This window comes from Streptomyces sp. NPDC055243, from assembly GCF_044544025.1.
Classification (GTDB): Bacteria; Actinomycetota; Actinomycetes; order Streptomycetales; family Streptomycetaceae; genus Streptomyces.
In genome coordinates, this window is the sequence record NZ_JBITWR010000001.1 from 1,122,635 (window position 1) to 1,135,799 (window position 13,165).

The 13,165-nt window shown below is 69.2% G+C and carries 11 protein-coding genes and 2 pseudogenes; 9 read left to right on the forward strand and 4 right to left on the reverse strand.

Going from position 1 to position 13,165, the window contains the following annotated elements:
* Positions 1 to 302: 302 nt before the first annotated feature.
* Positions 303 to 1,043 carry a class I SAM-dependent methyltransferase gene (locus tag ACIGXX_RS04910; RefSeq protein WP_399972744.1) on the reverse strand — a complete coding sequence of 247 codons (741 nt, stop codon included), beginning with the start codon at positions 1,041 to 1,043 and terminating at the stop codon, positions 303 to 305.
* Between the two features lie 1,449 nt (positions 1,044 to 2,492).
* Positions 2,493 to 2,864 (reverse strand): hypothetical protein, encoded by a 372-nt coding sequence (locus tag ACIGXX_RS04915; RefSeq protein WP_351174168.1) that lies wholly within the window; start codon positions 2,862 to 2,864, stop codon positions 2,493 to 2,495.
* A gap of 111 nt (positions 2,865 to 2,975) precedes the next feature.
* Between ACIGXX_RS04915 and ACIGXX_RS04920 the strand changes: the two are divergent.
* The 3 genes and pseudogenes from ACIGXX_RS04920 to ACIGXX_RS04930 form a co-directional block, all read left to right on the forward strand.
* A pseudogene (locus ACIGXX_RS04920) lies at positions 2,976 to 3,206 on the forward strand (helix-turn-helix domain-containing protein); the annotation flags it as partial.
* 744 nt (positions 3,207 to 3,950) lie between these two features.
* Positions 3,951 to 4,166: pseudogene (locus ACIGXX_RS04925) on the forward strand (helix-turn-helix domain-containing protein); the annotation flags it as partial.
* A gap of 11 nt (positions 4,167 to 4,177) precedes the next feature.
* Positions 4,178 to 5,269, forward strand: a complete 1,092-nt coding sequence (locus ACIGXX_RS04930; RefSeq protein WP_399972747.1) for a tyrosine-type recombinase/integrase — start codon at positions 4,178 to 4,180, stop codon at positions 5,267 to 5,269.
* 226 nt (positions 5,270 to 5,495) lie between these two features.
* On the opposite strand, the gene ACIGXX_RS04935 is transcribed toward ACIGXX_RS04930, so the two are convergent.
* Positions 5,496 to 5,978, reverse strand: coding sequence for a hypothetical protein (locus tag ACIGXX_RS04935; RefSeq protein WP_399972750.1), 483 nt, complete (start codon positions 5,976 to 5,978; stop codon positions 5,496 to 5,498).
* A gap of 398 nt (positions 5,979 to 6,376) precedes the next feature.
* On the opposite strand from ACIGXX_RS04935, the gene ACIGXX_RS04940 reads away from it, so the two are divergent.
* The 4 genes from ACIGXX_RS04940 (at position 6,377) to ACIGXX_RS04955 (ending at position 10,875) form a co-directional block, all read left to right on the forward strand.
* On the forward strand, positions 6,377 to 6,709 hold the full coding sequence (locus tag ACIGXX_RS04940) for a hypothetical protein (RefSeq protein WP_399972752.1): 333 nt from the start codon (positions 6,377 to 6,379) through the stop codon (positions 6,707 to 6,709).
* A 13-nt stretch (positions 6,710 to 6,722) separates the two neighbouring features.
* The gene (locus ACIGXX_RS04945) at positions 6,723 to 9,020 is read left to right on the forward strand and encodes a DnaB-like helicase C-terminal domain-containing protein (protein ID WP_399972755.1); all 2,298 of its coding nucleotides are present in this window, start codon (positions 6,723 to 6,725) and stop codon (positions 9,018 to 9,020) included.
* On the forward strand, positions 9,020 to 9,583 hold the full coding sequence (locus ACIGXX_RS04950) for a hypothetical protein (protein ID WP_399972758.1): 564 nt from the start codon (positions 9,020 to 9,022) through the stop codon (positions 9,581 to 9,583). The genes ACIGXX_RS04945 and ACIGXX_RS04950 overlap by 1 nt, the downstream gene beginning before the upstream one ends.
* Before the next feature lie 125 nt (positions 9,584 to 9,708).
* Positions 9,709 to 10,875, forward strand: coding sequence for an endonuclease domain-containing protein (locus ACIGXX_RS04955; protein WP_399972761.1), 1,167 nt, complete (start codon positions 9,709 to 9,711; stop codon positions 10,873 to 10,875).
* Between the two features lie 442 nt (positions 10,876 to 11,317).
* Here the strand turns inward: ACIGXX_RS04955 and ACIGXX_RS04960 are convergent, their stop codons facing one another.
* The gene (locus ACIGXX_RS04960; protein ID WP_399972764.1) at positions 11,318 to 11,554 is read right to left on the reverse strand and encodes a DUF397 domain-containing protein; all 237 of its coding nucleotides are present in this window, start codon (positions 11,552 to 11,554) and stop codon (positions 11,318 to 11,320) included.
* Between the two features lie 554 nt (positions 11,555 to 12,108).
* On the opposite strand from ACIGXX_RS04960, the gene ACIGXX_RS04965 reads away from it, so the two are divergent.
* Positions 12,109 to 12,297, forward strand: a complete 189-nt coding sequence (locus tag ACIGXX_RS04965) for a hypothetical protein (protein WP_399972767.1) — start codon at positions 12,109 to 12,111, stop codon at positions 12,295 to 12,297.
* Between the two features lie 59 nt (positions 12,298 to 12,356).
* Positions 12,357 to 12,710 carry a hypothetical protein gene (locus tag ACIGXX_RS04970; RefSeq protein ID WP_399972770.1) on the forward strand — a complete coding sequence of 118 codons (354 nt, stop codon included), beginning with the start codon at positions 12,357 to 12,359 and terminating at the stop codon, positions 12,708 to 12,710.
* Positions 12,711 to 13,165 lie beyond the last annotated feature (455 nt).

Here is a 13,165-nt window from a genome sequence, read left to right on the forward strand (position 1 = left end):
CCCCTGATCCGCCGTCTCCGCGGGCGTACGGCGGCGGAGACGGCGGCGGGGCGCCTGCGGGGAGAGCAGGGGAGAGCAGGGGAGAGCAGGGGGGGAGCAGCGCGTGGCCGCGGGCCGCGCTGCGCACCGCAGCGGTCATGCCGCCCCCTGCCTCTGGCCCCAGCCCCCGCCCGCCGGCCCCCAGGCCCTTTGCGTCAACCGCCCCCGGCCCGCCCCTCCGCCCGCCCGCCGGTAACGCAACGGCCGTGGCCCTGGCCCCTGTCCGGCGAAGGGGAGGCCGTCACGTCCCGGCGCGGCGGGCCTTACGGTTTGTGGGTGACCCAGAGCAGTTCCGCCGGCCAGTGGTGTGCCCAGTCGGGCGGGTCGGTTTCGTTGTAGCCGTTGGGTGTTGCGGGGTGGGGCCGCGGCTCGATGAGGTCGTCGATGACGAGACCCGCGCCGCGCAGGATCCTGACCCAGCCGCCGTAGGTGAGCTGGTAGCTGGTCGCGCCGTCGTCCTCGGCGATGGTGTGCAGGCCGAAGTAGTCCTTGTGCAGCGTGGTGGTCACGCGGCCGGCGGCTTCGTCGTAGCAGGCTTCGAACCAGGGGCTGGCGACGTTGAACACCAGGCGCCCGCCGGGGCCCAGCACGCGTGCGGCCTGCGGGACGGCCAGGTGCGGGGGCGCCCAGCTGAGCCCACCGAAGTCGCAGAACACCAGGTCGAAGCTGCCGGCGGCGAAGGGGAGCTGTTCGGCGGCGCCCTGCACCAGCGGGTAGCGGGCCGTGCCCATCGCGGCTGCTGCTGCGGCGAGCTGGGCTTCGGACAGGTCGAGCCCGACCACGGTGGCGCCCTGGGCGGCGAGCGCCCTGGACCACTGGCCGGCGCCGCAGCCGAGTTCCAGGACCCGCTTGCCGGTGACCTCGCCCAGGGCGTGCAGCTGCGCGTCGGGGACGCAGTACATGCCCCACAGCCGGGGTGCGGCGCCGATTCGCGGGTCGTGCTTGTGCTGGTAGGCGCCGCTGATCTGGTTCCAGAGCCGCCGGTTGGCGGGGATGCTGTCCACGTACGCGACTCCAGCACCGCCTGCCGGGGGCGGTCAACACGATTACGGCCCTGGCCGGCCCCTCGCCCCGGTCCGGCCCGGGCGCGGCCCATGCTCGGCCGCACGGGCCCTGGCTGCCGTTCAGCTCCTCGAGGGCGACCCGGGATCCGCCGGGAGCGGCCTTTCGCCTGGTGGTGTTGCGGGACTGAACCATGCTGGCCTGGCCCGGCCCGCATTACGGCGACGGCGGCCCCTGTAGTGGAGAGGCCGCTCGATGCCGGGGGGCGGTGCGGTCCGGGTGCTGGACCGCTGTGCTTGCGGCAGGGGACCGGGCGGCCCGTTCGGGTGTCCTTGGCTGGGTGGCGAGGGTGGCTGCTGTGAGGGCAGTCGTGGTGGATGGTGGTGGGGTGAACTGGCTTGGGTATGGGGCTCGTTGGGGCTGTTGTGGATCGTGCGGAGTGGCCTTGCGGATCTGCCCGGGGGAGTGCCGCCTTGGCCGGGGGCCGTCGGTAACCGGGCGGGGTGGGCGTACCGCGCGGACGCCTCCAGCCTCTGGAGCGGGGCCAGGAGGCCCTTGGCCGGGCTGCTGCAGGGGTGATGGCGCTGCAGGACGCGGCCCACAGCGCCCTGGCAGCGATGCAGGAGGGACTCTTTGGGCGGAGCGTCCCGCGCGGGTGGACGTGGGGGTGCCTTGGCGCGACATCATCAAGACGATCGAGGCGGGGCGCTTCCTGCTGTGCCAGGGGCGGCCTGCGCTAGACGGCGAGTGGGCCGTGGTCAAAACCGGTGCTTTGACGCGCGGAGAGTTCCTGGGATGCGAGCACAAGGCGGTGCGTGCCGAAGTACGCGTCGAGGAACGCCATGAGATCAGGGCCGGCGGCGTTGTGTTGTGCCGGGCCAACAGCCCTGCCCGTCGGTGCGGCTGTCCGCGCAGCGGCATGCCGCCCGCGGCTGCTGCTGAGCGACAAGAGCCCTCGGCTGGTGCCCGCTGAGCATGTCGATGCGCACCGGCCGGTAGACCTGCTTTCCACCTCCTGTGGGCGCGCCCATCTCACACAGCGTGCGGGCGGGTTGTACACCACGGACGGTGTTGGCGGTCTTCCGTGCCGGGAGGCTCGCGGTGACGATCGAGAATGCACAGGATAATCGCAGTTATCCTGTGCGTATGCTGACGCCGGATCAGAACGTCCTGCAATCGGGGGAATCACCCGACATGCCCGCCGGGGAAGTGGCGCCGGCCCGTCCGGCCGCCCTCGCGGCACCCGGCCCGGCCGGGCCGGGTGCCGTCGCGATCTCGCCGACGGACGGACCCGCGCGGACCGCGGGGCAGGGTCGGCTCCTCGGCGGAAGCGGCAAGGCCGACGCGGCGGGGGCGATCGCGCCCAGCCACCGTGAAGCCGCCGCCGGTGAACACAAAGATGCCGGGCGGAGCAGGAGCTCCACCCGGCATCGGCGCGGGGACGGGACAGGTCAGCTGACGATCTTCGCCACCACCGCGAGCACGGCCATGGCGAGGGTGAAGGCGGTGGAGGTCACGCACCACCGCCTGCCCCGTTTCAGGTCGGAGGCAACGGCGTACGCGATGCCCGCGATCACGGCGGCGCCCAGCGTCCCGAGCGCGACCGCCCCCGACCGGGCGGCGTCCGGCGCGCCCTGGCCGAGGTCCAGCGCCTCGTACAGGGCGCCGAGGTCGAACGCGGCGGCCGCGGCCGCCAGTCCCGCCCACCCGCACGCCGCGCGCACCTTGACGCCGTCGGCCAGGGCCAGTTGGGATCCGGCGAGGGCCGCGACGGCTGCGACGAGCACGAGGAGGATGAGGAACTGGGCCTGGAGGGTGGTCATTTGCTTCCCCTTGAGGAGACTCCTGTGGGGGCGCGTTGCCCCCGGGACCGCAGGATGTCCCAGAGGATACGGAAGAATGAAAGAATGGGACAACCGAGGAGGTCGGCGCTGATGGCCGGGCGCCGGGAGAAGCCACTGGACGCGAATACGCCGCCACCGGTGCGCGAACTGGCGGAGTCGCTACGCGAGTTGCGGCATGCCTGCGGGCTCACTCTGCGGGAGCTGAGCGCCCGTTCCTCTTACGGCATGGCGAGCCTCTCCCGTGCCCTCAGCGGGGACCAGGTTCCCAGCATCGAGCTGCTCGAAGCCCTGCTCGACGCCTGCGAGGTGCCGGAGACCGAGCGCGGTGCGTGGCGGCAACTGCACCGGGATGCGAATGAAGCCCGCCTCGACCGCCGGCGGGATCAGCACGCCGTCGACCGGGCGAAGGACACGCAACAGGTCCAGGTGTTGCTGGCCGCGCTGTACGCCGGGGCGGGCAATCCCAGCGTGCGCAGCCTGGAGGCAGCCTCGGGTGTGCCCCGCACCGCCGTCCACCGTCTGGTGACCGGCAGCTTCTCGACGAGCACCCCGGTTCACGCTACGGAGCTCACCGACGTGCTTGTCTCCCTGACCCCCATCGAAGACCGCGAGCGCGCCGCCGAGATTGCCCGGCACCTGCGCAACACCCTCGTCCACCACTACGGCGCCACCGCAGACCCAACCGGTGACGGCGATGTCTCGGCCGCGGCGAGCAACCGCCAGCAAGCACGGGCGGCCCTGCAGCAACTCGCCCGTCGGGCCGTCCGGCTGGACGCCCGGCTCGCCGACGGCGAGCCGGGCGCCGACGAAGACGTCACGCACCTGATGCACCAGCTCCAGGAGGACCTCGCCGAGGCGCACCACGTCCTGTGCCACACCTGCGGCACTCCTCACGAGTTCAGGCCGCTCACGCACGACGAAGCGGCCTTCCTCGCCGTCCCGGCCACCCAGGCCGTAGCGGCGACGGCAGCCGAGCATGAATCCCTCATCGCCGTCTCCGAGCCGTCAGACCGGGCCCCGGCCCCGGCATCTGACGAGACACGCGGTGAGCGCCCTCTCAGCTCCGTGCAGCGGGCAATGCGCCTGCTGGAGGTCGCCGCCGCCCATGGAGAGGGGGCTCCCGCGAAACAGTTGGCCCGTGAGGCGGGCCTCCCGCTCCCCACCACATACCACCTGCTGCGCACCCTGACTCAACAGGGCTATCTGCGCCGGGAGAACGGTGTGTTCGTGCTCGGCGAGGTGACCATGAAGCTGGGTGCCGCGTCGCCGACGCGGGACGGGGCCGCGGCCCGATGACCACCACGACGCCGGTCCGCGCACCGCGCGCCGCCTTGGGAACGCTGCACCGCGATCCGCGCGAGCAGTGGCCCGAGCACGCCCGCAAGCTGTACGACCACCTCGTCGCCCTGTACGGCGCGGACGACGTGCTGCCCACCCTCGCCGCGTCCTGGATCGCCCACCAGCGCAGCGTGAACACCCAGAAGTCCTACGCCCGCGGCTTCAAGATCTTCGAGGAGTTCGCCCGCGAGCACGGCGCGCACCCGATGGCGGTGAAGTTCCCGCTCGCCGACACCTTCCGGCTGTACCTGGAGAACACGCCGACCTGGGTGCGGGTCAAGGGCGGGGCGCGCGGCGAGCTGGCCCGCACCGGCAAGCCGTACAGCGAGGCGTCCCGCGCGAACGCGCTGTCGTCGGCCTCCTCCTTCTTCGCCTACCTGGACAAGGTCAGCGACGACGGGGTGAAGAACCCGTTCGACGCGGTGCAACGCCCGGTGCTCGATCCGGACTACTCGCCCACCCCCGGCTACACAGAGGAGGAGTGGACCACATTCCTGGTGACCGCCCGGGACCACCACCGCGTCGCCGCGTATCGCAAGCGCGCGTACGCATTGCTGCTCCTTCTGTACACCTGCTGCCTGCGCATCGACTCCCTGCTCAACGCCCGGGTCGAGGACCTCGGGTACGACAAGGGGCACCGGGTGCTGAAACTGGAGAAGATGAAGGGCGGCGGCCGGAGGAAGAAGCCGATCCCGCCGGTGGCCTGGGACGCCTTGCAGGAATACCTCGACGGCCGCACCGAGGGGTGGCTCTTCTGCACCGCCAGCGGCGGCCAGCTCGACGAACCGGCGGTGTGGCGGCTGCTGCAGTCCCTGGCCAAGCGCGCCGGTCTGCCCCTGCGCGGCCCGCACGGCACCAGGGGCGACGCCATCACCCACGCCCTGGCCAAGTCAGATGCGCGCCCCGACAAAGTCCAGCGCTGGGCGGATCACAAGGACTCCCGCACCACCCAGCGCTACAACCGGCGAAAAGAACTCCTCGACGACAGCCCCGGCTACGGTCTGGCCGCTGACGTCGCCGGCGCTCTGGAGCCCGACGGGAGCTGAGCCTCAACCGTGTCGCAGACCACCACCTGTGCGGCACGACTTGCCTCGGGTCGCACGATGAGGCCTGCCTCTTCTCACGGATCCGATGGGGCGTCGCAGGGTGCAGCCATCGGTTCGGCGCAATGATCAATGCCCCGCAGAGAGTCTCCAACCGGCCCCGGGCTTACTCGAACTGATAGCGCATTTCTGTCTCCCGGTGCCGAGCTCGCCTATCGAGGAGGAAGAGTCATTCGAACGGAGTGAGGCCGTCGATACCCTCCAGAGCTTCGCGGGCCGCGTCAGCGGGTGCCTCCCCTTTCACGTCAGGAATGCCGCCCTGATCCTGCGCGCGGTGCAGCTCAGCGACCGATTCGCAGGCCTTGATCGCGGCCTCTCCGTCGAACCCGTCTGGCAAGGAACCGACCACGCAGCCCCCGGTCAGAACACCATCGGTTCCCAACACCGCGAAGGTTGAGCGGAACCTCAGTCTCAACTCGGCCCGGTAGCAGGGCTTCTCTCTACGGCCGTGGACGATCACGTCGAGGGCTGCCTGCCACACGTCGTGAATCGTGGGCTGCGCCTCGCACGGTGCGACGATCTGAATCTGCTGCACTGCCTTACGCGTCGCGACCTCGTTCTCGGCCAGGTTCAGTGCGTCACCCCAGCTGAGCGCGCCGAGGTCCGCCGCTACATCTGAGAACCCCGTAGAGCGCATCGAGCTGCCGGTCAACGTGGGCGTTGTGCCGGGCAGTCTGAACAGTGCGGACCGTCGTCCAGCGGGTGACAGCAGCCGTGATGACCGCGCCCACGATGACGCCGAGCGGAGCGACGAGGGAAGCCGAGGTGATGTCCATGAGTCAGTCGTCGGGCCGGGGTGCACTCGTTTGCCGTGCACGTGGGCCCGGAGCGAGACATCTCCTGCGGGCCAGCAGGGTGTCTGGTGTGCAGCGGTCGGCTCAGTCGGCGTGACGCTGCCCGCTGTGGGTCCGGCCCTGAAGGGATCTCTCGGCTGGTGGGCGGGCTATGAGGCCGCGCCGACACCAAGCCCCTACTTTCTAACTTGTTGTTAAGTTAGACTCGCTGTGGTAACTTTGCAACAAGTAGAGAAGTAATCGGAGGGGGGCTCGGGTGCTGCAGATCCAGATCGGTGCCGAGCGCGCCGCGGACGCGAGCGACCCGCTGGGGCGGGCCACCCTCGGCTGGCGTCCTGGCATGAGCGAGGCCGAGGCCTGGGAAGCAGGCCGCGGCATCTGGAAGTTCAACGCCGACCGGGCCCTCTCCCAGGACGAGGCGCAGATCATCAACACCGAGGGAACCGTGCTCGCGGTCGCGAAGATCACCGGGATCAGCAAGCACGACGGCCGCTACGCCCTCGAAGGGGAACTCCTGAACGGCGACCCGCGGGTCGGCCGGCCCACCCCCAGCCCACACTTGTCCCGCAACCCCGTCACCTACATCTGAACGGACCGGCCCGGTGAGCGACACCGACACATCCGGCGCGCGCACGGCATCCCCCAAGGGAGAAGACACGGTGGACAGCGAGCAGAGCCCTCCCCGCCCCGCGCCCCGCAGACTGGCGGCCCTGGGCGACATGGTCGGCGACGTCCTCACGCCCACCGCCCCCCAGGGCCAGGCCTTCGGGCTGCGGGACCTGGACGCGGCCACCGGCGGCCTCCAGCCCGGCCGCCTGACTCTGGTGGCCGCGCCCCCCGGAGCCGGCGGCAGCCTCCTGGCCCTGGCCGCGGCACGTCACACGGCCCTCGTCCAAGGCCGCCACGTGCTGTACGCGGCCGCGGGCCTGACCAAGGAAGTCGTCACCCGTTGGATCATCGCCGCCGAGGCCGGAGTTGACCTGCGCAACCTGCGCGCCGCAACACTCACCACCCTCGAACGCGAAGCCGCCGAGGCGGCCGGCGCCCGCGTGGGGCAGGCTCCGGTGCTCTTCGACGACGGCGCCGGGCTGACCGCCCAGGCCATCACCGAGACCGCACCCTACGTCGACGACCTCGCCCTGATCGTCGTGGACCGCCTGCACCAGACCCATGACCCGCACATCCCGCTCTCCGGCGACCAGGTGCCGCCCGCGGTGCGCACGCTGACCCACCTGGCCCGGCAGCTGTCGGTGCCGGTCCTGGCCGTCCTCAACACCGACGACCCTGAGGTGGTGCGCGGCCTGGACGCGGATGTGACGCTCACCCTGGCCGTCGCCGATGATTCCGGGCTCGCCGACGTCGCGGTCGCCGAGCGGGACTTCGGGCAGACCACGCTCCGCCTGCAGGCAGAGCTCGACCGGGCCCGCTTCACCGACGCCCCCGCGCTGCCTCATCCGGCTCCATCGGTATCCACCGCATCGCCCGCCGACGACACGGCCTCGGCTACCGCCGGTGCGGTCACCGAGCCCGACACCGAGACCGAGCGCGAACTGGTCGAGGCTGCCCTGCCCTTTACGTCCGGCGCCGTCAGAGGCCTGCCCTCCGAGGCCCTGCAACTCCTGTCCGATCACCGCGACGCGGTACTTAAGGGAGCGGCGCAGGACCTGCCCGGCCTGCGGGCCTACACGGCCGCCCTGGCCTCGGCCGCCGGTCTCATCCTCCCCGACACCCCGGAGGGCCGGCGTCTGCGCGCCGCCTTGGACGCCTTTGCCGCAGCCCATCGCGCCGAGCACACCCAAGCCGTCACCTCCGACCCTGATACCGGCGCAGAGATTGACCAGGACGCCAACGACGATGCCCCGACAGGGGGAGCCGAGCGCAGCACCCCGGCAGCCGAAGCCCAGCAGCCGCCCGCGGGGGAGGAGACACCGGCCGGGCAGGATCAGGCTCTGCAGCCCGGCGACGAGGACGACGAACCCGAAGACGCGCCCTTCCCTGCGCTGCGTCTGCTCAAGGAGGCCATCAACCGGTCGAAGATGCATCCGATCCCGGTGGTCCGCAAAACCGAGCGCGAGACCGAGCCGTGGTCGTTGTTCAACGAGGTCATGGACGGCGAGCCGCGCTGGGTGCACCCCGATGTGCAGAGTGTCCGCGGCCGCGGCGGCAAGCGTCACCAGCTGATCGTGCCCGATGAGTTCGGCCCCGGACAGTTGTGCACCATCGACCGCAACGGCTCCTATCCCTCGGCCTGCTCCGCCGTCACCCTGGCCCCGAACAAACTCCTGCACACCGGCCCGCTCGAGCAGCGCGCCAAGGATCAGGCAGGCATCTTCCAGATCGACGTCCCCGCCTGGGACCACCCCGCCATGGCGCACCCGCTGGGACGGCTGGCCGACCGCCCCGACGACCAGGGCCGGATCTGGGTGACCACCCCGCACATGGAACTTCTGGAAAAGCTGATCCGGCAAGAGCACATCGCCGAGCCGCTGCGCATCCACAACTCGTTCACCGGCCGCGCCAACAACTCGCTCCTCAAGCCCTTTTACCAGGAGGCGAAGCAGGCCCGCGGTGAGCTGATTGAGGCGGGCGGGGAGCCGTACGACGAGTACAAGCGGCGTCTGTCCGTCGCCCTGCGTCTGTTGTGGCCCAAGGGCGAACGCGTCAACTCGCCGTTCTGGCGCCCCGACTGGCGCCTGAGCATGGTCGCCGAAGCCTCCGTACGCCACTGGGTCGTCGCCTGGGGCGCCGTCCAGGAAGGCCACACCCTCATCGCCCTGCGCAACGTGGACGAGGCCGTCTTCTGGACCCCTCACGGCGCAGCACCGGGCAAGTACAAGGTCGGCACCGGCTTCGGCGAGGTCAAAGTCAAGGCAGAGGTCGAGCAGGGGAGTGACGGCTGATGTCCCAAGGCCAGGGCCCCACCCTGGGCGCAGCACTCAACAGCCTGCTCGCCACCTACCACCTCACCCCCCAAAGACGCCTGGCCTCCTACAAGGCCAAGAACTGGCACGCCCAGCTCGTCCACCTCACCCAGACCCACCGCGGCTACACCGCCCTGGAGGAGGCCGGGCTCCACATCACGCACGCCACCCTCATCAAGTGGCTGGCCGACGACGAGTACAACGTGCGCCGCCACTACCGCGACATCCTCACCCAGGCCTACGAAGCAGCCGCGACCATCCCCGCTGACCCGATCCCGCAGGCCTTCAAGGACCACCAGTTCGAGATCCGCGGCGTCGTCAAGACCGGCGCCGACGAACGCAACCGCGGCGCCAACGGCAGCGCCCCGCTGCGCATCGACGGCCGCAACGGCCACTGGACCTCCATCGAATCCAAGTGGAGCGAGGGGGAACTGAGCGACGCCGAGTTCGAGGACGACTTCATCGACTTCGTCATCTGCGACGACATCGGCGAAGGCACCGACGGCTGGGACTTCCCCGGCGGCACCTACACCGTCAGCTAGTTGACGCCCCTGGCAGGCAAGGGACGGGGGCGCAGCGAACACGCCGGTGGTGTGGATCCCCGCGAGCCCTCAGCAACCTCGTTCCTCGTTCACCAGCTGTCAGTGCCCGGTGCAATGCTCGCCGGATGATGAATCAGAAGTCAGCTGTGTGGTATCTGGCCAACGCAACGCGTACTTGCCCAATTCCTCTGAATCCTGAGGGCTTTCGCCGTAAAGACCGCGCCCCGCACGATTTTGTGTTCTTCGGGCACACGTCGGTGCGCACCTACAAGAGGGCGGGGCAGTGGCAGTTCCTCGATGCGGATGTCCGACAGGCGGGGCGCAGGATGGCGGAACTGCCCTGGAACCCCGAGGACCTGGCCGACCTAGGGCGCGATGAGCGGGGCGAGTCAGAGCCAGCCGCCTTTGTGCACACCAGCTGGCGCAAGGAGATCCAGCGTGTCATCGACAGCAGGGGAGCGGGCAGCGGCTGCGGGTGCAGCCAGCTGAATGCAGCCGCCTCGCAGTCGTTGCACTCCAGCCCAGACTGCCTGCTCCAGCGCTACCAGAACTACACCATCGCCTGCACCCTGCCCGTACGCACCCTGGTGCGGGCGGATGGAACCTGGAGGATTCCTCGCGTCCTCGCCTACCTCCTTGACCAGCGAGACGAGGCCGAACGCCAGCTGCATCTCATGCAACAGTCGTGCGACGCCTGTGGTGCCCTCAGCCCGGACAGCAGCTGGCGCACCCCGTCGGCCACGGGGTGGAAGGTCACCTGTCCCGCTTGTGCGGCCGCGCACCTGAGGCCCTATGGACACGAGCTTCAGGGTGTCCCCTACCTCCAGGTACGCGAACGCGGCACCAGGGCAGCGGACTTCCTGTGCGCGGTATGTGAGACGGCCCGGCCTGCCACCGACTGGGACCACTGCCACACCCACGGCCTGATCCGCGGCCCTCTCTGTGGCAGCTGCAACACCATGGAAGGACAAGGCAAAGAGTTCCTAGCCCGGCCCCGAAGCCTGCAACACCTCCTGCGCTGTAACGACTGCCACACCCAGCGCAATCTGCCGCCCCACCACAGGCTTGCCGCGCTGCACCGGCATCTGCACCTGAACTGGGGCGTGCAGGGGTGCGACTGGCCGATGCACATGTGCGTGAGGCTGAAGGAAACCGGCGGCGGCAACTACGACTGCACAGTCAGTTGCCCTGGACCAAGGCGCCGAGACGTCCGCAGCCTGCGTCTAACGCACGAGGAAGCCGAACACTTCCTCGCCCTAACCGTCGAGGCGGGACTGACGGATGCCGAGTAGCGAGGAGACGGATAACAGACGGCCGCGTCTCTGACCCAGCAGCGGCTGGGCAGAACCGGTCCTGACCATGTATGTGGCAGGCGGCACCAAAATCCCGATGACTCCGGGCGCCACTTGCCCTCAGGCCTGCACTTGGGCCGATGCCCCCTGCTGGTCTCAGCTGGCATCGTCCAGGGCAGGGCCAATTTGGCCGAGTTGTCTGCTCCAGCGCAGCCAGGAGGCCAATTCGCGCAGGGCCTCCCCCTCGTGACGGCCAGCTGGGAAACACGATGACGCCCCTACATTCACCTGGGAGAGTCAGGTGGCAGGCTGGCACTGCCCGACTGCGCGCATCGTCACGCCCATCGCGTGGCCGCCCCGCCGGTTTTCCTCACGCGGAGTGGGCTGATATCGCCGGACATGAAGGAGCCCCCGCCCATGACGGGGGCTCCTTTGGGCTGGGTCAGTGCTTGATCCAGTTCACGAAGGCGTCCCAGCCATGGTCAGGTACGACCAGTGCGGGGCTCTTGGGGTTTTTGCTGTCACGAACCGGGACGACACCCGTCACCCCGTCAAGCCCTGGGGCTCCGTTCGAAGGGTGGGGGAGTTGGATGCGCCGCAGCCTAGGTTGCGAAGTGGTGAGGATCCTTCTCTGTGCGGTTGCCATTGCGGCTGTCGCGGCGGCCACTTTGGGCGTCATATGGGCTGTAGAGAACAGCGATTTCCCTGAGCCTAATACCGGGAGTTCGACTCAGCCGTACGATCCTCCTGGTGACCTGTTCGGGCCTCCTGCTCCTCCAGTTACTCCTCCCTTTCCTCCGGGCCCGGCTCCGGTCTACCGCTGACAGAGCAGGAACTGGCTGCGTCCCAGCCCTTGCCCCGCCTCTTGCGTCCGCTGCTTGGTCTGCGGGTGGGCTTTGGCGTGGACCGTCTTTCTGGCTGGGGGTCATGAGTATGGGTACTCAGGTGTGTTGGGGATTTGCCCGCCATAATGGCCGTGCTATGACAGATCACTGGGAGGGGCACTGAGTGATGAGTACACGGAAGTTCGTGTTAGCGGGGATGCTGGCAGTCTTTGCCGTGGCTGGGGCCGGGGCGGCGCCGGCTGTGGCTGCTGGGGGGCTTCTTCCTCACCCTGGGCCTGACGGTTTGGTGTGGGTGGAGGAGAGAACGGGCGATGGTGGGGTTGTGTCCGGCGGGGCTTGGGAGGGGCTGCCGACGGTGCTCACGGTGGCTTGTGAGGGTGGTGGCAGCGTGGCGGTGACGATGGAGTCGCAGCAGGTGCAGGTGGCCGAGTTCGACGTGGACTGCCCGGTCGGCACCGCGGGTGTGGGGTCGGTGACTCTGGATGCAGGCGTGGTGAGCTCTGGGTCCTTCGCGGTGGGAGTCGATGCCTCGCAGGAGGATGTTCGCTGGGCCCTGGCGGTAACTCAGCCCGAATAGCAGCCTCGGCCCGGTTGGTGCCCGTGCGGGGCTCGGGCACTTGGCGGTGAGCGGCCGGGGTGCGGAGCCTGGTCACTACCCGTGCCCTGCTTGCCGCCAGACAGGACCTGACCGGCACCATCAATGCCCGCGCGATGATGTCTCTTTACGGCGGCGCCTCGTTCGGCAAGACGGTCGCGGCCACCGGCTGCCTGCGCGAGCTTGAAGCTAGCGAGGACGTCCGCCGCATCACCTTCCACACCCGTGCTACCACTCGCGCCGTGCGCCATGAACTGCACGTCGCCCTTCAGCTGCCGGGCCGGCCTCCCCGCTACGTCACCGAGTTCGATCATCTTCTCAAGGCAGAGCTTGCCACCTATGTCTCAGTGTGGTCGGGGGGTGTGCTTGAGCCTCGGGGACAGGGGTGGCGTTGAGGGTCAGGGGATGCTGGACCCGTGAGGGTGCCTCAGGTCCACAGCAGCGCCCGGAGGGCGCTCCGCGAAGTGTGTGGTGTGGTGTTGGCCCGGAGGGCCAACACCTCTTGTTCTTTCCGGGAGTTCGCTTATCTCTCCCGGAAACGGTGTATTCTGTTTTGAGATTCAGGGAATTGGAAATTTCCTGGGTGATTCCCGGAGGGAATCACATCCGCTCATAGGGATATTTTGAAAAATGACGAGCAGTCAAATACGCCTCGAATACTGCTCATTGGGAATTCCTCCCGGAGGGTGGAATTCTTTTCGACTGGAAGTCGTAACAGTTATCGAAAAGAGCCCGGAGGGCCTTTGGATAACTCCCGCCCGGAGGGCAGCAATTCGCGCGGGGACGCGCGAAACGGAGAATCCGGAGGATTCGTAGTATTCGGCTGCCGGAGGCAGAGCGAAGCGGGGGC